Here is a 20,212-nt window from a genome sequence, read left to right on the forward strand (position 1 = left end):
ATAATTTACAACTTAATTTGCAGTTCTAGTTCTAAATTCATCATCTATATAAATACATCAATTTATTTTCTTTTTAATCTAGTAACCTCTACGCTTATTGCGTTTTTTTATTTGCATTATCATGGTTAATAATCCCTAAAATACATAATTTTAGTTTGCTATTTGTTATTCTATCTATAATCTAGTTCTCCATTTAATTTTTTGTAAATTTTTAATATAAAATCATTATACTTTACCAAAAGAAAGGATGAAATAAATGAGCATTTTTCAAACGACAAAACCATTAATTCAAGGGAATCCGAATCTATATTCACCACAAATTGATGCTTATCAAGCAGCCATTTCACATTATGAAGAGTTCTCAGACTTCAAATATAGGGAAAGCTTAATTGTAATGCCTACTGGCTCTGGAAAAACTGGTGTTATGGCAATGCTACCTTTTGGATTAAGTAACGGACGGGTTTTAATTATCACTCCTGGGAAAATTGTCCGAAAAACCGTATTTAAGGAATTTGACTCAATTACAAATCCAGAAGATACATTTTGGTATAAAAGAAAAGTTATTCTTGATAGAAGTAAATTCCCAAAAAGTTACTTATATCAAGGATTTAACAGTAAAGATGAAGAAGCTAAACAACAAACCCTAAGAAAATTAAACCTTTCAGATATTGTAATCACCAATATCCATAAAATTATTGGTAGTAGTGAAGACGTTAATTTAAAAGAGTTAGTAGATTCTAATTTTTTTGACATGATTATTATCGACGAAGCACATCATGCTGCAGCTGATATGTGGCAAAAAACTTTAGATTATTTTAACGCATCAAAAATTATTAAACTAACTGCTACACCCTTCCGTAGTGATAATTTAAAAATTTCTACTCATGAATATGATCCAATTTTTGAATATACTTTAGCTGAAGCGATTGAAGATGGTTTACTAAAAAATGTTGTAAAAGCCGAAGGAATACCTGGAAAATTAAACTTTCATGATCCGAAAAGTGGTCAGAATTACTCATTAGAAGAAGCTAAAAGAAAACTAGGAAACGACTGGGTTAATAGAACCATCGCAATGGATGAAGCATGCTCTAAACAAGTAATTAATCACACAAAAGAGATTTTAGAATTAAAAAGAAAAAGCTATCCAAAACATCAAGTTTTAGCAATTACATGTAATGATGAACACGCTCAATTAGTTACAAATTGGTTTGAAGATTGTGGCCTTTCATGCACTTATGTAAGTAGTAGATTATCTCCAGAACAAATAGAAATTCGCTTAAATGATTTTGCAAATGGCCAATATGACGTTATGGTTAGTATCCAAATGTTAGGCGAAGGCTACGATAATCCTAATATTTCTATAGTGTCTATTTTCAGACCATTTAAAACGCTCTCCCCTTACGCACAAGCTATAGGTCGTGGCTTAAGAAGAATTCATGGACAAGAACACAATACTGTAAATAATTTCTGTAATGTCGTGTATCATCAGGAACTTGGACTTGAAAAACTTTGGTATTACTACAAATCACAAGAAGAATATGGTGAAAAATTTAAAAAACAAGTTGAAGAAATTTCGCAACAAATGTCTTTTGCCTTTGATGAAATAGGGTTTATAGAAAAAGAACCGGTACTCGGAAAAATTCATTCCGCTGATTTAGACCCAAATCCTATTACTGTTCAAATTGGATCGGTAAGTTCATATTCATCTAACGGATTAGGTGCACAAGATTCATTTACAACAAATGGATATGAACAATTTAAACATGCTACCTATAATTTGATTATTGAAGAACAGCAACTACTGCAAGAAAAAATTGAGAAAATAAATGAGATGGAACGTGACGGTTTAATTGATAAAGATCAAGCAAATCTTCTTATTCAAAATATAGAATCAACAACTCAAGAACAGCATAATAGATCATTTGATGAATATCAAAAATTAATACTATCCGAAACAATTCGTAAAGATTTTACAACATGGATGCACTCAAAACTGGATGCCTTTTTCAGAACATCCGTTCTAGAAAAAGAAGGATTTGAGCTATACGAGAAAGAAAATAGTATTGATAATGACCGTATAAATAATATAGGATATATTGTAAGAAACTTTAAACAAGGATTATATCGTACAACAAAAAAACATTTCAGCTCATATTTACCTGAAGATTTTGCAGTTGCAAAAAAACGTTTCTTAGAAAAATTAGACTACTACTTTACCCAATACGGTCAAAAATAGTACTAGGAGGAATCCGAAATGATACAATGTAATACAGAAAGGAGCCTTATTTATCAAGGTATGCATTATCTTGATTTAATAGCTAGCAATATCAAAAAAGGCGGAAAACTACTCGATGTATCTTATCAAACAGGTACAAACGGGTACCTGACTGTCAATATCACAACTAGCTATGTTGAGGGTTTAACCAAAACCGTTGAAGAACTAATTTATAAAGATGATTTACTTATCACTTGGAAACTAATAACTTCCTATGATGTTTACACCATCTTTTCTCGAAAAACCTTAAATGAGTATCTTACAAAATTAAACACACATGAGTTATGTGTTTCTTAAACAAAAAAAGAAAAGTCTTTTCCAGACTTTTCTTTTTTTGTTATAATTAGAACTTACGTTCGTATTTTATCTATGGAGTGATATGATATGCATAAAACAAAGCCCTACTACACAACACAAATTGAAGATTTCATCAAAAAATTATATCAATCAGTTTCTATTTTTTTACCTGAAGAGATCGATATGGTAAGGATTTCCGAAAAATTAAATGTTTGGTTACATTTTGCACCTTTCGGAAGTCGTGCTATATACAGAAATGATTTACCTAGTATTATTATTGATAGTCGAAAATCATTTCACCATCAATGGGAAGATTTTGGACATGAACTTTGTCATATTCTATTTCATGCAGGTAATCAACTACATATACCGAAAACTTTTATAGATTACCAAGAAACAAAAGCACAAAATTTCATGTTGCAATTTTGTGTACCAACTTTTATGTTAAGAAAAATAGATTTCCCTGATACAAGAGTGGAAGCAATTTACCTGATTGCAAAAACCTTTAATGTATCATCTGAAATCGCACATAAACGCTTGTTACATTATGAAAATCAATTATTAGCTAGCCATTTACAAAAAGGATTTTCCAGCGCATGTCTAACTACACCCTAAATTTATTTAATCCCTTTTTCAAAGCAAGTTTATCTTACATAAAAATATAGAGATTCTCGAAAAGCGATTGATAACAATTACAGGAATAGAAACTCTACTATTAGAAAATTTTTTCAGTAATTATTTACTTCTTTCTATACATTACAGTTCGTATAATTTTATAAATGAGGAGGTTTCTATATTATGAAAACTGCAATCTACCTGAGAAAATCCCGTGCCGATCTCGAAGCTGAAGCACGTGGTGAAGGAGAAACTTTAGCAAAACACCGCTCTACCCTGCTGAAAATTGCCAAGGAAATGAACTTAAATATTTTATCTGTCCGTGAGGAAATTGTTTCTGGTGAGAGCTTAGTAAAACGTCCGGAAATGTTAGCACTACTTGAAGAAATTGAAGATAACAAATATGATGTTGTTCTTTGTATGGATATGGACCGTTTAGGTCGTGGTGGTATGAAAGAGCAAGGAATCATTTTAGAGACGTTTAAACGATCCAATACGAAGATTATGACACCTAGGAAAACTTATGACCTCAACGATGAGTGGGATGAAGAATACAGTGAATTTGAAGCGTTTATGGCACGTAAGGAATTAAAGATTATTACACGTCGTATGCAACGTGGTCGTGTCGCAAGTGTAGAGGCTGGTAATTACCTTGGTACCCATGCACCATACGGTTATGATATCCACCGTTTAAATAAGCGAGAGCGTACGCTAATGATTAATTCAGAAGAAGCTTCTGTCGTAAGGATGATATTTGATTGGTATGCAAATGAGGATATGGGTGCAAGTGCAATTAGGAGTAAGTTAAATGATCTTGGCTACAAAAGTAAGTTAGGGAATGAATGGAACCCCTATAGTATCTTGGATATATTAAAAAACAATGTATACATCGGAAAAGTAACATGGCAAAAACGAAAAGAAGTAAAACGTCCTGATGCTGTGAAACGTAGTTGTGCACGGCAAGATAAATCAGAATGGATTATTGCTAATGGAAAGCATGAGCCTATCCTCTCAGAAAGCTTGTTTGAAACAGTACAAGAAAAATTAAATTCAAGATATCACGTTCCTTACAATACGAACGGAATAAAAAATCCTCTTGCTGGCATTATTAAATGTGGTAAATGTGGTTACAGTATGGTCCAACGTTATCCGAAAAATCGAAAGGAAGCTATGGATTGTAAACACCGTGGCTGCGAAAACAAATCAAGCTATACTGAGTTAATTGAGAAGCGTTTACTCGAAGCTTTAAAAGAATGGTACATCAATTATAAAGCTGATTTCGAAAAACATAAGCAAGATGATAAATTGAAAGAAACACAAGTTATTCAAATGAATGAAGCTTCATTACGAAAACTTGAAAAAGAATTAGTGGATGTCCAAAAACAAAAAAATAATTTACATGATTTATTAGAGCGTGGCGTTTACACTGTCGATATGTTTTTAGAGCGTTCTAATGTAGTTTCCGATCGTATTAATGAAATTACTTCAACGATGGAGAAGTTAAAGAAAGGAATTAAAACAGAAATAAAAAAGGAAAAAGTAAAGAAAGATACAATTCCTCAAGTTGAGCACGTTCTTGATCTATACTTCAAAACAGATGATCCGAAAAAGAAAAATAGCCTCCTAAAGTCAGTTTTAGAAAAGGCTGTTTACAAGAAGGAAAAATGGCAAAGACTTGATGATTTCGAACTTGTGCTTTACCCTAAGCTCCCTCAAGATGGCGACATATAAGCGTTCACGCTTTGTCGTCACCTTGTTGGTGTAATTAGATTAACTCCATTAAGACCAAGAGCATCATTCGTTGATACTGCTAACACGACAGGCTTTCCATTTCTTAAGGTTGCTTTTGCAGCCATTAATACAGGGGAATCTGTCATTGCATTTGCAAATTTACTCATTGAATTTCCTGTTAAAGGAGCGATTACCATGCAATCTAACGGGATTTTCGGGCCGAGTGGTTCTGCTCCAACGATAGAATTAATTGCTTTATATCCTGTTATTTCTTCAATCTTCTTAATCCACTCTGCACCTTCACCAAATCTAGTATTTGTTGATTGTACCGTATATGAAACAACTGGTCGTACTTCCGCACCTTCTGCAATTAACTTCTCTAAATGCGGCATAACTTCTTCATACGTACAATGTGAACCTGTAAAACCAAAACCAATTCGTTTTCCTTTCAAACTCATTTCCCATCCTCCTCCTTCGCAATCGCATCTGCTGTTAATAACTGAGAAAGAACATTCGCTAAAATTTGTCCTGCTGTTTTCGGTGCAACAATTCCAGGAAGACCTGGTGCTAATAATGCTTTCACACCTCTCTTCTCCGCATAACGAAAATCTGTACCACCTGGCTTAGAAGCTAAGTCAATCACTAATGTATGGGCTGGCATCCGTGAAATTACACTTGCTGTTACAACGAGGTGTGGAATTGTATTTATAACAATATCAATATTACTTACTTCTTTCTCAATATCCTGCATTTGAAAAGGAGAAAACATCATTTCGGTAATACGAGCAATATGTTCCGAACGTCTCGCTCCAACTTTAACATGTGCTCCTAATGATTGAAATGCTCTTGCTACGCTCATTCCTGTTCTACCAAATCCTAAAACCATTACATTTGATCCATGAATTGTATAGTCGGTATGTTGGATCACCATCATTAATGTACCTTCTACTGTCGGAATAGAATTATAGATTGCAACGTCATCACGATCAAATAGCTTTACAAGCTTTCGATTCGTAGTAGATATGAGATTTTCCAAGTAAGGTGTGCCAATACCTGAGTATATAGTAAAGTTTTCTGGGGTTTTTTCAATCTGTTCTTTCGTTATGGAAACTTTCTCATTCGAAAAAATAGTATCTACTTCTCCTTTTGCATTCGTTCCTGCTACTGGTAAAATAATTGCATCTAAGGAAGTGAAGTCTAAATCTTGTATACTTTCTTTCGCTGCACCTGTGAAGCCATGATCTAGCTGATCAAACCCTATTAATGAAAGTTTCGCATCAAGTTCAACTAACTTACGAATTACCTCTAGCTGCCTTGCATCTCCGCCTATGACAGCAATATGCATCTCAGTCAACATTCCCTAATTCACCTTCTTTTTCTTTCATTTATAAGAAAAGTGCCTACTTTTTCTTTTTCCTCCATAGCGTATGTAATGTATAAGCTTTGGGTGATTGATTTCAAATGGAAAACTTTAATATATGAATATTTTTCAATATTGAGTTTTTATAATTGATTAATGACACTTGTCCTCTTCATAGAAAATTCAGTATAAAAGCACACAACCATCTACTAGCTCTTACATATGTTAACAATGTATTGACAAGCAAGCACAAATCGTTTGTACTACCAAAACTAGTTCTCATATGTTAGCTTACTTTCATTTTCAGCTATATATTAGAACTTTTTAGGAGAGTTTCTCAGATAAACGATCTGGATCGGCTGTGAATTTGCTTTAATAGTCGTATTATTTATTTTGCTTGTTATTGTTGATGCTACTTCGATTCCTTAGTTTTATGAAACTCATTCTTGTATAGAACGGAGGGGAATCTCTTGACTGAAAAAAAAGGGCATGGATATGGATATGGCTGTGGTGGTTATGGCGGCTTCGCTTTATTAATCGTGTTATTTATTCTGCTTATTATTATTGGAGCAAGCTGCTGGGGTGGTGGTTATTAAGTGATATTTCTGTTACACCTTTAAAGTTAACTAATAGGATTGCTTCACATAATGTGAGGCAATCCTCAATTAATATATGTTTTTTTAAAAAATATGTTCATTGCGAAAAGAGAAAAAATGGAATCTAGCCCGTATTTCCCTAAAAATATTTCATGTCAAGTTTCACCTATTCAAAAAAAAGTAACTAAAGTACAAAAACAAAATTCTAAATCTCAAGTCTCTTTTCCATTCCAAATTAATATCCCTTATTTCAATATACACATAAATTAGATAGAATTACTATATATTTCCAAATATGCATTTATACAAACACTATTAAATAAATTTAAGGATCCGGAATTTTAATGAATATTTTAAATAGTGAAGGTGGAAATAAATTACTTAATTTAGCAGATAATTTTTTTAATAATAATACGAAATCAGAAAAAAACACCGACGAAAAGTAAAGTTAATCTAATTTATAATTAATATTTAGATAATCCTATTCTCATGAATATCAAACAAAAAAAGGGGGGGAATGAGCAATAATTATTATAATTCCTTCACTTTAATGATAGTCTTATTTATTCTTCTTATTATTGTGAGGGCTTCTTGTACTGTAGATCCAATAGATCCTGGTTTTTCTAAAAACCTATATAATACCATTTTATCTTTATACTCCTTAGGGCGCAATATTAGGACAAAATCATTTATATTATCTTAAAGTATAATTTTATAATATACTTACTACTTATTCGAAATCAAAAAGAATCATATCATGCCCAATCTTCTTAATTCGGCTCCACTCTACCCTAACTTCTTGCTGTTCTCTTTTAAATCCACCCCATTTGCCAACAGGGATAATAAGTGCTTGAATTTTCCCGTCTCTCTCATTAATTTCTAAATCCGCATGGCCTAAAACCCCCATTTTTTCCGCTCTTTCAAGATCTACAATTTCTTTTCCGCTTAATTCACTTAAACGCATGGGAATTCCTCCTAATCAAACTATTATGAGCAAACACTCTATAATAAGTACCTATTCTACATGTCTCAAAAAAATAACTGAAATATCATGTTACTTTTTAACCAACTATTTCTATGCATTCTTCCATAAAAATAACCGTATCTCTTTTGTATGAGATACGGTTATTTTTATTTATTTCATTCCTTTTGGCAACTTACCATCTGGACTAATAAGTGCCGCAGAAAACTCATTTGTAAACATGTTGCGAATCAACGTGTCTACATCTGTTTTCGATACAGTGTTTACACTCTCAATAATTTCATCAAGAGAACGATGTTTTCGAAGAAGCAGCTCATTTTTCCCGTTACGACTCATACGGCTATTCGTACTTTCTAAACTTAGCATTAAGTTGCCTTTTAACTGCTCTTTACTATTAACCAGTTCTTTTTCTGTAATACCTGTATTTTTCAATGTCTCTAACGTTTCTTGCATTGTTTCATACAGCGTATCTAATTGTTGGCTACCAGTTCCACCATAAAGTGTTAACATACCTGTATCTTCATAAGAAGAATGGTAAGAGAATACAGAATAAGCTAAACCACGTTGTTCACGCACTTCTTGGAATAAACGACTACTCATACTACCGCCTAAAATGTTATTTAACACAATTAAGTTATAAATATCTTCATGCCCCATTTGTAGTCCTTTGTAACCTAGGCATAAATGAGCTTGTTCTGTTTCCTTCTTACGTGCAACTTTATTAAAGTGGTAAATTGGGCTATGTACTTGTTCACGATTTGTTGTTCCTTCGTAACTACCGAAATATTGCTCCACTGTTTGCACAAATGCTTCATCAATATTTCCAGCAATCGATACAACTACATTTTCAGGCGTATAGTGATCTTTTATATATTGACGTAACGTATCACCTGTAAACGTTTCAAGAGTTTCTTCCGTTCCTAAAATCGGATATCCAAGTGGATGTGTTTCATATGTTGCTTTCGTTAACATGTCGTGCACAATATCATCCGGTGTATCTTCATACATTTTGATTTCTTCAAATACAACATTCTTCTCTTTTTTTAATTCTTCCTCATCAAATGTAGAGTTAAAGAACATATCTGCTAAAACATCTAAAGCATATTTCGCGTGCTCATCCAATACTTTCGCATAGTAGCATGTATATTCTTTTGAAGTAAAGGCATTTACTTGCCCACCAATACTATCGAATGATTCTGCAATTTCTCTTGCACTACGCGTCTCTGTCCCTTTAAAAAACATGTGCTCTAAAAAATGCGAAACCCCATTATTTTTCTCATTTTCATTTCTTGAACCTGCATGAATCCATATACCAATTGCAACTGAACGCACAGTTGGTATATTCTCCATAACGATTCTTACACCATTTTTACAAGTATATTTTTTAATCAAAAACTTTCCTCCTACTGCCAGTTTCTCTAAATAATTGCTATTATTTAATGATAACAAGTTTAGTCAAGAATGTCATGCAAATGTATTTAATCCACTCGTTTTTCATCTAATAATTCAGTAATATTCCCCACTTTATATCCTTGTTCCTTCAATTTTCTAATCATCGTATCTAATGCTTCTGTTGCTGACGAAGTAGGATGCATTAATACGATAGCCCCAGGATGTATTTTTCCCATAACCCTCTGCAAAAGTACGCCTGGATCAGGGCGTTTCCAATCAATTGTATCTACAGTCCACATAATTGTCCCCATTTTAAAGTCGTCTGCAACTTTTACCACTTCATCTCGAAAGCTTCCACTTGGTGGCGCAAACCATTTTACCTTTTGATTCGTAGCTGCCTCTATAATTTGATTCGTCTTTTGTAATTGTTCCCGTATTTCATTTGTAGATAAGGTCTTCATATCTGGATGCGTGTAAGAATGATTCCCTACTTCTTGTTCCGCCTCTACAATCATTTTCGCAAATCGTAAATTTTCTTTTACCCAACGTCCTTCTAAAAAAAATGTCGCCTTCACATCATGCTTTTTTAACGTCTCTAATATACGAGGTAAGTACTCATTTCCCCAAGCTACGTTTATTGTTAATCCGACCATTTTCTTATTCGGATGTCCACGGTAAATTGGAGATGGAGATAAGTCCTCTAAATGAACACTAGGTGATATTTCTCGAAATACAAGCTGTTTCTGATTAAACTCCCCTAGCTTCTTCATATTATTATACGATGCCTCTATATCAATTTCTTTCCCATTATATCCTGGCGTTGCTTTCCAAATTTTATCGATCACTGCATTTTGCGGAGCAATCCTATACTCCTTTGCCCGCTTTTGAATTTCTTCATATAAACTATCTTGCGCTATCACTGCATACGAACATAACCCTATACAAAAAAAGAATATAGCTATACTTGCAAATATACGTGTTTTCATATACATCCTCCCATTAACAATCCAAAACGAGAAAAACCATTTTCTTCTTATCTTTGTTAATTTGAGCGTTATGATGAAAACTATACCTATCCGACTATAAAAATCTATATTCTTATTTTATTTTATATAACAAAAAAAGCCAGATATTCTGGCTTTTCACTTAGTTTTGTTCTTGTGTATTTTCTTCTTTTGAAGCTTCTTCTTTCGCAGCTTCTTTTTCTTGCTCTTCTTTTAGCAATACTTTTCTAGATAAGTTTACACGACCTTGTTTGTCAATCTCAATAACTTTAACTGAAATCTCATCACCGATCTTCACAATGTCCTCTACTTTACCTACTCGCTCAAGTGCAAGTTCAGAAATGTGAACAAGTCCATCTTTACCGCTGAATAATTCAACGAAAGCACCGAATTTTTCAATACGTTTTACTTTTCCTAAGTAGATTTCGCCTACTTGTACTTCGCGAACGATATCTTCAATAATCTTCTTCGCTTTTTCATTCATTTCTTGATCAATTGATGAAATGAATACTGTACCATCTTGCTCGATATCAATTTTAACACCAGTTTCTTCAATAATCTTATTGATTTGTTTACCACTTGGTCCAATAACATCGCGAATTTTATCTGGATTAATTGTCATTGTGATAATCTTTGGAGCATACGCAGATAACTCAGTACGAGGCTCAGCAATAACAGATAACATATGGTCTAGAATGTGCATACGACCAACTTTCGCTTGTTGTAATGCTTCTTCTAAAATCTCACGAGATAAACCATCGATTTTAATGTCCATTTGCAGCGCAGTTACACCTTTTGCTGTACCTGCTACTTTAAAGTCCATATCACCTAAATGATCTTCCATACCTTGAATATCTGTTAAGATTGTGTAATGTTCACCAGATTTCACTAGACCCATTGCAATACCAGCAACTGGTGCTTTAAGTGGTACACCCGCATCCATCATTGCTAATGTGCTACCGCAAATACTTGCTTGTGAAGTAGAACCGTTAGATTCTAAAACTTCAGATACAAGACGAACTGTATATGGGAAATCTTTTTCAGATGGAATTACAGGCTCAAGAGCACGTTCTCCTAGTGCACCGTGACCAATTTCACGACGACCTGGTCCACGCATTGGTCTTGTTTCACCAACACTAAATGATGGGAAATTATAATGGTGCATAAAGCGTTTTGATTCCTCTACACCAAGACCGTCTAAAATTTGCACATCGCCTAGTGCGCCTAATGTACAAATACTTAATGCTTGCGTTTGTCCACGTGTGAATAGACCAGAACCGTGTGTACGAGATAAAATACCAACCTCTGATGCTAACGGACGAATTTCGTCACCTTTACGTCCATCTGGGCGGATCTTTTCAACTGTAATAAGACGACGTACTTCTTCTTTTACAATTTTATATAGAATCTCATTTACTTGTCCTAATGTGTCAGCATCAACTTCTTGCTCTTCATAATGCTCAATTACACGCTTTTTCACTTCGTTAATTGCATCTTCACGTGCATGTTTTTCATGCACTTGAATTGCTGAATGCATATCTTTCTCAGCCATTTCACGTACAGCTTGATTAAGATCAGCATCAACCTCATAAAGTTGTACTTCTGTTTTCGCTTTACCTACAGCTTGTACAATCTCTTCTTGGAAAGCAATTAAACGTTTGATTTCTTCATGACCAAACATGATTGCTTCTAACATCGTTTCTTCAGGTACTTGATCTGCCCCTGCTTCAACCATGTTAATTGCATCTTTCGTACCAGCTACAACAAGGTGAATATCACTTTGTTCTTGCTGTTCTACTGTTGGATTAATAACGAATTCGCCATTAATACGACCAACTGTTGCACCTGCGATTGGACCTTCAAATGGAATATCTGAAATCGATAATGCTAATGAAGAACCAAGCATAGCTGCCATCTCAGAAGAACAATCTTGATCAACACTCATTACGATGCTGACAACTTGCACTTCGTTACGGAAACCATCTGCGAAAAGTGGACGAATTGGACGGTCAATTAAACGACTTGCTAAAATCGCTTTTTCACTCGGACGGCCTTCACGCTTAATAAAACCGCCTGGGATTTTTCCAACTGCATATAAACGCTCTTCATAGTTTACTGTAAGCGGGAAGAAATCTACATTTTTTGGCTCTTTTGATGCAGTTGCTGTAGATAGAACTGCTGTGTCGCCATATCTTACTAATACTGCTCCGTTTGCTTGTTTTGCAAGCTGACTTGTTTCAATTGTTAGCTGACGACCAGCTAAATCTATCGAGAAGACTTGCTTTTCTTGACTCATTTAAGTACCCCTCTCAATTTAAAATATTCAATTCTTCTATGTAAATGGATAGTATATCACAATATTCTTCCTCTAGTATTGCCGAAAATTAAGTAAGCTATAAAGAGTAGAAGATATATTTTTACCTAACAAAAAAGCGGGAATATTCCCGCTTCTTTGACTATCGACGTAAGCCAAGCTTTGTGATTAATTCACGGTAACGTGTGATATCGCTATTACGTAGGTAAGTAAGTAAGTTACGACGTTTACCAACCATCTTTAATAGACCACGACGTGAATGATGATCTTTCTTGTGAGTACGTAAGTGCTCGTTTAGAGTGTTAATTTGCTCCGTTAGGACAGCAATTTGAACCTCTGGAGAACCAGTATCAGTCTCATGAGTTCTAAATTGTGCAATGATTTCATTTTTACGCTCTTGTGTTAAAGCCATCCTATTTCACCTCCTAATAATTAAACCCCCAATTACCTAGCAAGCGTCGGTGAGTCGCAATGCCAAGCAATGGTTGTCATAAAGTACATAACATAGAATACTACTTTTCATTTGAAAAAGCAAGTATATTCTTTTCACTCGCAAAATATTCTTGTGCTGTTTTCTTATCTTTTGCGATTTGTTCAACTAGCTCATCAATACCATTGAATTTCTTCTCTTCTCTTATACGCATATACCACTCAACTGTAACACTTTGATCATATATGTCTTTGTTGAATTCAAATAAGTGTACTTCAATAGATAATTGACGCTCATTTTCTTTAAAAGTTGGTTTATATCCAATATTACATACACCATCGTACCATTCATCGTGAACTTTTAATCTCACTGCATAAACACCTACAGGTGGCAATAAATACTCATCACTTAAACCTACATTAGCGGTTGGAAAACCAATTTGTCTTCCACGTTTATCACCGTGTACAACCGTTCCTCCTACTGTATAGGCTCTACCTAAAATAGATGGAATTTGTCCCATTTCGCCATTTCGAATTAACTTTCGTAATGCTGTAGAACTTACCTTCTCTTCTTGAAATTCAACTTTTTCAATCACAGTCTGTGTAAACTCCCCTCTTGCATGAAATGGTAAAGTCTCCATCTTTCCTTTTCCTAAACGTCCATATGAATAATCAAACCCTGCTACTACATGCTTTACATTTAAACCAATAATATAATCATCTACAAATTGCTGTGGCAATAAGCCTGCAAACGATTCATCAAATTTAATAACATATAATATATCGATTCCTAAGTTTTCGACTATTTTTTCTTTATCACGCATCGGTGTAATATACTCCACATGCGCTTCCTTTTTCCCTAAAACAACAGATGGATGGGGATGAAATGTCATAACTGCACTTTTATATCCGCGTTCATCCGCTATTTGTTTCGCAGTTCGAATCACACGTTGATGCCCTAAATGAATGCCATCAAAAAATCCTAATGCCATTACAGTAGGTGGTAATTCTAATTTATTTTGTTCATGTGGATGAGTTAAATGAATAAGTTTCACGCTTGCATTCACCTTTTTCTGTAATAATCCTTCCAATAATTCATTATAGCTTTAGTTCTTGATTATTCACAAGTACTTTCATTGGCTTTAGCATACCAGGGTGTTTTGGATGATGCTCATAAATTGCTAAGCAACGGTCATTTTTATCAAATACTGTAATAAATGGTGCTGTTATTTCTAATTCATTCTTTAAGAACATACCATTTTTTATTTTCTCTGCTTGCTTTTCATCTACAACCATTTTTGGAAATTTACTTAACGCTTCATCAATTGGAATGAAGATAGACTCTACTGTTCCATTTTGCACGTTTTCTTCAATTTCTTCAAATGATATGCAATCTTCTAGTAAAAATTCACCAGATGCTGTTCTTACAAGATGGGACATGTGTGATGGAAAACCTAGTTTTTCACCAATCATTACTGCTAGCGTTCTTACATATGTCCCTTTACTACACGTTACACGGAAACGGAATGAAATGTTTTCCCCTTCAAACACTTCACGGTCATCAAGTAATACGAATTCATGAATTGTAATTGTACGGACTGGACGTTCAACTTCTTTTCCAGCTCTTGCATATTCATATAATTTTTTCCCATTAACTTTTACAGCTGAATACATCGGAGGCATTTGCTCAATTGTACCTGTTAACTTCGCAAGAACCTCTTCTACTTCCTTACGTGTAATAACACGATCTACATTTTTTGTTTCTACAACTTCACCTGAAGCATCTTCAGTTGTTGTTGAAAATCCTAATGTTACTTCACCTTCATATGTTTTCGTTTCACTTGTTAAAAATTGTGCAATTTTCGTTGCTCTTCCAACACAAATCGGTAATACACCTGTTACATCTGGATCTAATGTTCCCGTATGACCAATTCGTTTCTCACGTAATATCTTTCTTAATTTAAATACACAATCATGTGATGTCATGCCTTTTGGCTTATGTAATAATACTACACCTTCCATATATGTTCACCTCATCATAATTCTTTCATAATAATTATCCAAACTTATTTTTCATTGAAAAAATGGATAGACAAATGTCTATCCATTATTCTTCACGTTTACCGTCTTTATTAATTTCATGTAAAAGTGTATCAATTCGATGACCATATCCGATAGACTCATCAAATTCGAAAGAAATTTCCGGTGTTTTACGAAGACGAATGCGTTGGCCAATTTCTGAACGAATAAAGCCTTTTGCCTTCGCTAAGCCTTTTAATGTACTTTCTTTCTGTTCCTCATCACCTAAAACAGAAATATATACTTTGGCAATTTGTAAATCTCCACTCACCTGCACATCTGTTACTGTAACAAATCCAACACGTGGGTCTTTAATTTTACGACTGATGATGTCGCCTAATTCTTTTTTCATTTGCTCGCCCACACGGTTCGCACGTAATTTCATAACTTTTCACCTCATTCAATACCATTCCAATTGTGTTATCGTACGTTCAATTTCAGGAAATGAATCGATGTACTCAAGTACACGATTCATTTCTTTTTCACAGACAACACGATTTGAGGATACGGAAACAATCGCAATTTCTGTACGTTGCCATACATCTTGGTGCCCTACTTCTGAAACAGCCACATTATAGCGCTGCTTCACACGAGTTAGTACACGTTGTAAAATTGCACGTTTCTCTTTTAAAGAATGCACATCGTAAATCATACACTCGAATGAGAGTGAAGCGATAATCATCGCTTCACTTCTTCCATAATGTACGCTTCAATGATGTCCCCTTCTTTAAGATCGTTGTATTTCTCAATTGTAATACCGCACTCATAGTTTTGTGCAACTTCTTTTACGTCGTCTTTGAAACGTTTTAACGTATCAAGTTGTCCTTCATAGATTACCACGCCATCACGGATAATACGCACGCCACTATCACGTGTAATTTTACCATCTGTTACGTAACAACCTGCAATCGTTCCAACTTTTGTTACTTTGAACGTTTGGCGAACTTCTGCTTGACCAATTACTTTTTCTTCGAATTCTGGATCAAGCATACCTTGCATCGCTGCTTCGATTTCTTCGATTACTTTATAAATAATACGGTGTAAGCGAATATCAACGTTCTCTAATTCAGCAGTACGCTTCGCATTCACATCTGGACGTACGTTAAATCCAATTACAATTGCATTAGATGCAGAAGCTAAAATGATATCAGATTCTGTAATCGCACCTACGCCTGTATGGATAATTTTCACTTTTACGCCTTCAACATCAATTTTACGAAGTGATGCTGCCATTGCTTCTACAGAACCTTGTACGTCTGCTTTCACAATTAAGTTGATTTCTTTTACATCGCCTTCTTGAATTTGTTGGAATAAATCTTCAAGGCTTAATTTAGACTTTTCACCACGTTGTGCAACTAATGCTTCTTGCGCACGTGATTCACCAATTTGACGTGCTTTCTTCTCATCAGCAAATGCCATGAAACGATCGCCCGCTTGTGGTACTTCATTTAAACCTGTAATTTCAACTGGAGTAGATGGACCAGCAACTTTAACACGACGACCAATGTCACTTACCATCGCACGAACACGTCCGAATGTCGTTCCAACAACGATTGGATCTCCAACTCGAAGTGTACCGTTTTGAACAAGTAATGTCGCAATTGTTCCTTTACCTTTATCAAGTTGCGCTTCAATTACAGTACCAGTTGCATAGCGATTTGGATTTGCTTTATACTCCTCTACTTCACTTACAAGAAGAATCATTTCTAGCAAGTTGTCAATTCCTTCGCCTTGAATTGCAGAAATTGGTACGAAAATTGTATCTCCGCCCCAAGCTTCTGGAACTAATTCGTATTCTGTTAATTCTTGCATTACACGATCAGGATTTGCCGCTGGTTTATCCATTTTATTCACAGCAACAATAATTGGTACTCCTGCTGCTTTCGCATGGTTAATTGCTTCAACTGTTTGTGGCATAACACCGTCATCAGCCGCAACAACAAGGATTGTAATATCCGTTACTTGCGCCCCACGTGCACGCATCGTTGTAAATGCTGCGTGACCAGGTGTATCTAAGAATGTAATCTTCTTATCATTTACATCTACTTGGTATGCACCGATATGTTGAGTAATTCCACCAGCTTCTCCAGCAGTTACTTTTGAATTACGGATAGAGTCAAGTAATGTTGTTTTACCATGGTCAACGTGTCCCATAATTGTAACAACAGCTGGACGCTCTTTTAAGTTTTCTTCATCATCTTGCTCATCGATGAATGTTTCAAACTCAGTCTCATTTATAATTACTTCTTCTTCTACTTCAATACCGTAATCATTAGCAATTAACTCGATCGTATCTTTATCTAAATCTTGGTTAATTGTTGCCATAATTCCTAGCATAAAGAGCTTCTTAATAATTTCAGATGGCTCTTTGCTTAGTTTTTTAGCAAGGTCACCTACTGTAAGGCTTCCAGAGAAAGTAATTTTATCTGGTGTTTCTACAATTTGTGTTTGTTGTCTTCCAGCAAAGTTCTCTTGACGTTTGTCTTCATTTCCTTTGCCTTTTTTCTTTTTCTTATTGCTGTTCTTTTTGCTACGAACAACTTTTTCTTCTACTTCAAACTCATCTGCAACAGAAGGTTTTTCCGCTCCAGTGTTATATTGATTATCTAATTTGTTTACTACTTCATCGTCTAACATTGTCATATGATTCGAAACCTCAATATTCATTTCTTTTAGTTTTGTAATAATATCTTTACTTGAAATATTGTACTTCTTTGCATATTCGTGTACTCGAATTTTACTCATACCTTCACCCCCGGTAATTTGTATCGAGCATGCTACACAGCTTTTTCGCAAAGCCTTCATCTAACACAGCTACAACGACTCGCTCATCTCTCCCAATCGCATGCCCTAATTGTTGTCGATTTTCGACTTTTCTCATTGGTATGTTGTAGTACGTTGTTTTATCAGTAATGCGTTTTGTAGTGTTCACTGACGCATCTTCAGAAAGCAATACAAGCTTTGCTTTGCCACTTCGTACTTCTTTTAAAACGAGTTCTTCACCCGAAATAATTTTTCGAGCGCGGTTTGCTAGTCCTAAAAACGATTTCCAATCGGACACTTATTTCGACTCCTTCTCAACAAGCTCAAGAAGCTCTTCGTACAGAGAACTGTCGACCTTCGCTTTTAGATGATGTTCCAAAATATTTTTCTTCTGGGCTTGCATGATACATTCTTTATCTTTCGACAAGTATGCACCTCGTCCTGATTTTTTTCCAGTTAAATCAATAGTCACTTCGCCCTCTTTGGAACGAACAATGCGAACGAGCTCTCGTTTTGATTTCATTTCTTGCGTCGCAATACATTTTCGTAACGGAACTTTTCGATTGCTCATGCTCATCACCTCTATTCGATTTCGTCTTCAACTGAATCGAATGCGATCATGTTGTCTTCTTCTGTTACAATACCAAGTTGTTTCGCATCAGACTCGCTTTTAATATCAATTTTCCAGCCTGTTAATTTAGCTGCAAGACGTGCATTTTGTCCACGTTTACCAATTGCTAATGAAAGCTGGTGGTCTGGAACAACAACAGTTGTTGCTTTTTCTTCTTCATCCACAAGTACTTTTACAACTTGTGATGGGCTTAAAGCGTTCGCAACATATTCAACTGGATCATTTGACCAGCGAACGATATCAATTTTTTCACCTTTTAGTTCATCTACGATGCGTTGTACACGTTGTCCTTTTGGTCCTACACAAGATCCTACTGGATCCACATCGATGTTCTCTGCATATACAGAAATTTTAGAACGATCGCCTGCTTCACGTGCTACAGAACGAATTTCTACAGTGCCATCATAAATTTCTGGCACTTCAATTTCGAATAAACGTTTTAAAAGACCAGGATGTGTACGTGATACGTAAATTTGTGGTCCTTTAGTTGTTTTTTCTACTTTTGTAATAAATACGCGAATGCGATCATGTGGTTTATATTGTTCGTTCGGCATTTGCTCACTTACAGGTAATAAAGCTTCTACTTTCCCTAAGCTTACATAGATGAAACGAGCATCTTGGCGTTGTACAATACCAACCATGATGTCTTCTTCACGATCACTAAATTCTGAATAAATCACACCACGTTCTGCTTCACGCACGCGTTGTGTTACAACTTGTTTCGCAGTTTGTGCTGCAATACGACCAAAATCTTTCGGCGTTACTTCAATTTCTAGTACATCGCCATCTTGGTAGTTCGGATTGATTTGTCTTGCTTCTTCTACAGAAATTTCAAGACGTGGGTCAAACACATTATCAACAACGTCCTTACGTGCTAAAACTTGAATTGTTCCCACTTCTGGGTTAAAGCTCACACGAACGTTTTGTGCTTGGTTAAAATTGCGTTTATAAGCAGAGATTAAAGCTGCTTCAATCGCATCAATAATAATATCTTTGCTAATACCTTTTTCTGACTCTAATACGAGCAAAGCATCTAACAACTCAGTGCTCATGAAGATCCCCCTTCTTACTAAAACGTAACAGCAAGTCGCGCATTCGCAACTTTATCCATTGGAATTTGGATTTCTTTTTTACGTGTTTTAATTGTTAATAGTAATGTAATTGTTATACCATCATAGGAAAGTAGCTTTCCTTCAAACATCTTTTCACCATCAATCGGCTCATATGTTTTAATTGCCACTTGTTTTCCTACCGCTTGCTGGAAGTCTTTTTCTTTCTTTAATGGGCGTTCTGCTCCAGGAGATGATACATCCAAAAAGTAAAGATGAGGAATTGGATCCTCTTTATCTAAAGCTTCGCTTAAACGTTCACTTACCGCACCGCATTCTTCAATGTCGACTCCTTTTTCAGAATCGATGAATACGCGTAGGAACCAGTCTTTTCCTTCTTTCACATATTCTACATCTACAAGTTCAAGATTTAATTCTTCAACAATCGGCTGCGCAAATGCTTCTACAATCTCTGTGACTTTCTTATCCATAAACAGCCTCCTTCCTGCCGCCATGTACCATTTGAAAGAAAAAGACTTCGCCTATAAAAACGGTCTATCTTATTCTTTCTCGTTAGCTAACAAAAGCCCCTGCCGTTAAGCAGGGAATATCTGTCTTAGTATTACCAAATTTAAGAAGTAAAACTTGTAACAAAATATGTATATACGACAGAAATGCCTCACCTACCTACGTAG

General features: G+C 35.1%; 22 protein-coding genes and 1 pseudogene. 7 read left to right on the forward strand and 16 right to left on the reverse strand.

Annotation, left to right across the window (positions count from 1 at the left end; all coding sequences use genetic code 11):
• The first annotated feature begins 256 nt into the window (after nt 1-256).
• The 4 genes from DJ93_RS04500 to DJ93_RS04515 all read left to right on the forward strand — a co-directional run bounded on the left by DJ93_RS04500 (nt 257) and on the right by DJ93_RS04515 (nt 4,918).
• Entirely contained in the window at nt 257-2,236 is a 1,980-nt protein-coding gene (locus DJ93_RS04500) for a DEAD/DEAH box helicase (protein WP_042979380.1), read from the forward strand.
• An 18-nt stretch (nt 2,237-2,254) separates the two neighbouring features.
• Entirely contained in the window at nt 2,255-2,572 is a 318-nt protein-coding gene (locus tag DJ93_RS04505) for a hypothetical protein (RefSeq protein ID WP_042979381.1), read from the forward strand.
• An 87-nt stretch (nt 2,573-2,659) separates the two neighbouring features.
• Nucleotides 2,660-3,187: an ImmA/IrrE family metallo-endopeptidase gene (locus DJ93_RS04510; RefSeq protein WP_042979382.1), complete on the forward strand. Its 528-nt coding sequence runs from the start codon at nt 2,660-2,662 to the stop codon at nt 3,185-3,187.
• A 183-nt stretch (nt 3,188-3,370) separates the two neighbouring features.
• Nucleotides 3,371-4,918, forward strand: coding sequence for a recombinase family protein (locus DJ93_RS04515; RefSeq protein ID WP_042979383.1), 1,548 nt, complete (start codon nt 3,371-3,373; stop codon nt 4,916-4,918).
• A 32-nt stretch (nt 4,919-4,950) separates the two neighbouring features.
• On the opposite strand, the pseudogene dpaB reads toward DJ93_RS04515, so the two are convergent.
• Nucleotides 4,951-5,376: pseudogene (gene dpaB, locus DJ93_RS04520) on the reverse strand (dipicolinate synthase subunit B); the annotation flags it as partial.
• Nucleotides 5,373-6,275: a dipicolinic acid synthetase subunit A gene (gene dpaA / locus DJ93_RS04525; RefSeq protein ID WP_042979384.1), complete on the reverse strand. Its 903-nt coding sequence runs from the start codon at nt 6,273-6,275 to the stop codon at nt 5,373-5,375. The gene dpaA and the pseudogene dpaB, both read right to left, overlap by 4 nt.
• 357 nt (nt 6,276-6,632) lie before the next feature.
• Here dpaA and DJ93_RS34775 point away from each other — a divergent pair, with 357 nt between their 5' ends.
• The 3 genes from DJ93_RS34775 to DJ93_RS30065 all read left to right on the forward strand — a co-directional run bounded on the left by DJ93_RS34775 (nt 6,633) and on the right by DJ93_RS30065 (nt 7,577).
• Nucleotides 6,633-6,707, forward strand: coding sequence for a YjcZ family sporulation protein (locus DJ93_RS34775; RefSeq protein ID WP_181969274.1), 75 nt, complete (start codon nt 6,633-6,635; stop codon nt 6,705-6,707).
• A 41-nt stretch (nt 6,708-6,748) separates the two neighbouring features.
• Nucleotides 6,749-6,874, forward strand: a complete 126-nt coding sequence (locus tag DJ93_RS30055) for a YjcZ family sporulation protein (RefSeq protein ID WP_080743347.1) — start codon at nt 6,749-6,751, stop codon at nt 6,872-6,874.
• Between the two features lie 517 nt (nt 6,875-7,391).
• Nucleotides 7,392-7,577, forward strand: a complete 186-nt coding sequence (locus DJ93_RS30065; RefSeq protein WP_080743348.1) for a YjcZ family sporulation protein — start codon at nt 7,392-7,394, stop codon at nt 7,575-7,577.
• 27 nt (nt 7,578-7,604) lie between these two features.
• Here DJ93_RS30065 and DJ93_RS04530 read toward each other — a convergent pair whose 3' ends face one another.
• The 14 genes from DJ93_RS04530 to rimP form a co-directional block, all read right to left on the reverse strand.
• On the reverse strand, nt 7,605-7,838 hold the full coding sequence (locus DJ93_RS04530) for a YlmC/YmxH family sporulation protein (RefSeq protein ID WP_042979385.1): 234 nt from the start codon (nt 7,836-7,838) through the stop codon (nt 7,605-7,607).
• 171 nt (nt 7,839-8,009) lie between these two features.
• Complete coding sequence (locus tag DJ93_RS04535; RefSeq protein WP_042979386.1) at nt 8,010-9,248, reverse strand: M16 family metallopeptidase; 1,239 nt, start codon at nt 9,246-9,248, stop codon at nt 8,010-8,012.
• An 86-nt stretch (nt 9,249-9,334) separates the two neighbouring features.
• Nucleotides 9,335-10,234: a polysaccharide deacetylase family protein gene (locus DJ93_RS04540; protein ID WP_042979387.1), complete on the reverse strand. Its 900-nt coding sequence runs from the start codon at nt 10,232-10,234 to the stop codon at nt 9,335-9,337.
• Between the two features lie 160 nt (nt 10,235-10,394).
• The gene (gene pnp / locus DJ93_RS04545; protein ID WP_042979388.1) at nt 10,395-12,548 is read right to left on the reverse strand and encodes a polyribonucleotide nucleotidyltransferase; all 2,154 of its coding nucleotides are present in this window, start codon (nt 12,546-12,548) and stop codon (nt 10,395-10,397) included.
• A 160-nt stretch (nt 12,549-12,708) separates the two neighbouring features.
• On the reverse strand, nt 12,709-12,978 hold the full coding sequence (gene rpsO, locus DJ93_RS04550) for a 30S ribosomal protein S15 (RefSeq protein ID WP_001229392.1): 270 nt from the start codon (nt 12,976-12,978) through the stop codon (nt 12,709-12,711).
• Between the two features lie 100 nt (nt 12,979-13,078).
• On the reverse strand, nt 13,079-14,050 hold the full coding sequence (gene ribF / locus DJ93_RS04555; protein WP_042979389.1) for a bifunctional riboflavin kinase/FAD synthetase: 972 nt from the start codon (nt 14,048-14,050) through the stop codon (nt 13,079-13,081).
• A 43-nt stretch (nt 14,051-14,093) separates the two neighbouring features.
• Nucleotides 14,094-15,017 (reverse strand): tRNA pseudouridine(55) synthase TruB, encoded by a 924-nt coding sequence (gene truB, locus DJ93_RS04560; RefSeq protein WP_042979390.1) that lies wholly within the window; start codon nt 15,015-15,017, stop codon nt 14,094-14,096.
• 85 nt (nt 15,018-15,102) lie between these two features.
• The gene (gene rbfA / locus DJ93_RS04565) at nt 15,103-15,459 is read right to left on the reverse strand and encodes a 30S ribosome-binding factor RbfA (protein ID WP_042979391.1); all 357 of its coding nucleotides are present in this window, start codon (nt 15,457-15,459) and stop codon (nt 15,103-15,105) included.
• 15 nt (nt 15,460-15,474) lie between these two features.
• Nucleotides 15,475-15,756: a DUF503 domain-containing protein gene (locus DJ93_RS04570; protein WP_017151268.1), complete on the reverse strand. Its 282-nt coding sequence runs from the start codon at nt 15,754-15,756 to the stop codon at nt 15,475-15,477.
• Nucleotides 15,753-17,819 (reverse strand): translation initiation factor IF-2, encoded by a 2,067-nt coding sequence (gene infB, locus DJ93_RS04575; RefSeq protein ID WP_042979392.1) that lies wholly within the window; start codon nt 17,817-17,819, stop codon nt 15,753-15,755. Before infB ends, DJ93_RS04570 begins: the two co-directional genes overlap by 4 nt.
• 4 nt (nt 17,820-17,823) lie before the next feature.
• Nucleotides 17,824-18,135: a YlxQ family RNA-binding protein gene (locus DJ93_RS04580; RefSeq protein ID WP_042979393.1), complete on the reverse strand. Its 312-nt coding sequence runs from the start codon at nt 18,133-18,135 to the stop codon at nt 17,824-17,826.
• The gene (gene rnpM, locus DJ93_RS04585; RefSeq protein ID WP_042979394.1) at nt 18,136-18,408 is read right to left on the reverse strand and encodes an RNase P modulator RnpM; all 273 of its coding nucleotides are present in this window, start codon (nt 18,406-18,408) and stop codon (nt 18,136-18,138) included.
• An 11-nt stretch (nt 18,409-18,419) separates the two neighbouring features.
• Nucleotides 18,420-19,520, reverse strand: coding sequence for a transcription termination factor NusA (gene nusA, locus DJ93_RS04590; RefSeq protein ID WP_042979395.1), 1,101 nt, complete (start codon nt 19,518-19,520; stop codon nt 18,420-18,422).
• 17 nt (nt 19,521-19,537) lie between these two features.
• Complete coding sequence (rimP, locus tag DJ93_RS04595) at nt 19,538-20,008, reverse strand: ribosome maturation factor RimP (RefSeq protein ID WP_042979396.1); 471 nt, start codon at nt 20,006-20,008, stop codon at nt 19,538-19,540.
• Between the last annotated feature and the right edge of the window lie 204 nt (nt 20,009-20,212).

Source organism: Bacillus clarus (assembly GCF_000746925.1).
Lineage (GTDB): Bacteria > Bacillota > Bacilli > Bacillales > Bacillaceae_G > Bacillus_A > Bacillus_A clarus.

What these genes read in the sequence shown, in the direction of transcription:
- truB (WP_042979390.1), bottom strand. Translation starts at nt 15,017, where the DNA reads ATGGAAGGTGTAGTATTATTACATAAGCCAAAAGGCATGACATCACAT.
- DJ93_RS04515 (WP_042979383.1), top strand. Translation starts at nt 3,371, where the DNA reads ATGAAAACTGCAATCTACCTGAGAAAATCCCGTGCCGATCTCGAAGCT.
- DJ93_RS04570 (WP_017151268.1), bottom strand. Translation starts at nt 15,756, where the DNA reads ATGATTATCGCTTCACTCTCATTCGAGTGTATGATTTACGATGTGCAT.
- DJ93_RS04510 (WP_042979382.1), top strand. Translation starts at nt 2,660, where the DNA reads ATGCATAAAACAAAGCCCTACTACACAACACAAATTGAAGATTTCATC.
- DJ93_RS04500 (WP_042979380.1), top strand. Translation starts at nt 257, where the DNA reads ATGAGCATTTTTCAAACGACAAAACCATTAATTCAAGGGAATCCGAAT.
- dpaA (WP_042979384.1), bottom strand. Translation starts at nt 6,275, where the DNA reads ATGTTGACTGAGATGCATATTGCTGTCATAGGCGGAGATGCAAGGCAG.
- DJ93_RS04505 (WP_042979381.1), top strand. Translation starts at nt 2,255, where the DNA reads ATGATACAATGTAATACAGAAAGGAGCCTTATTTATCAAGGTATGCAT.
- infB (WP_042979392.1), bottom strand. Translation starts at nt 17,819, where the DNA reads ATGAGTAAAATTCGAGTACACGAATATGCAAAGAAGTACAATATTTCA.
- DJ93_RS04540 (WP_042979387.1), bottom strand. Translation starts at nt 10,234, where the DNA reads ATGAAAACACGTATATTTGCAAGTATAGCTATATTCTTTTTTTGTATA.
- DJ93_RS04530 (WP_042979385.1), bottom strand. Translation starts at nt 7,838, where the DNA reads ATGCGTTTAAGTGAATTAAGCGGAAAAGAAATTGTAGATCTTGAAAGA.
- DJ93_RS30065 (WP_080743348.1), top strand. Translation starts at nt 7,392, where the DNA reads ATGAGCAATAATTATTATAATTCCTTCACTTTAATGATAGTCTTATTT.
- rbfA (WP_042979391.1), bottom strand. Translation starts at nt 15,459, where the DNA reads ATGAAATTACGTGCGAACCGTGTGGGCGAGCAAATGAAAAAAGAATTA.
- nusA (WP_042979395.1), bottom strand. Translation starts at nt 19,520, where the DNA reads ATGAGCACTGAGTTGTTAGATGCTTTGCTCGTATTAGAGTCAGAAAAA.
- pnp (WP_042979388.1), bottom strand. Translation starts at nt 12,548, where the DNA reads ATGAGTCAAGAAAAGCAAGTCTTCTCGATAGATTTAGCTGGTCGTCAG.
- rnpM (WP_042979394.1), bottom strand. Translation starts at nt 18,408, where the DNA reads ATGAGCAATCGAAAAGTTCCGTTACGAAAATGTATTGCGACGCAAGAA.
- rimP (WP_042979396.1), bottom strand. Translation starts at nt 20,008, where the DNA reads ATGGATAAGAAAGTCACAGAGATTGTAGAAGCATTTGCGCAGCCGATT.
- rpsO (WP_001229392.1), bottom strand. Translation starts at nt 12,978, where the DNA reads ATGGCTTTAACACAAGAGCGTAAAAATGAAATCATTGCACAATTTAGA.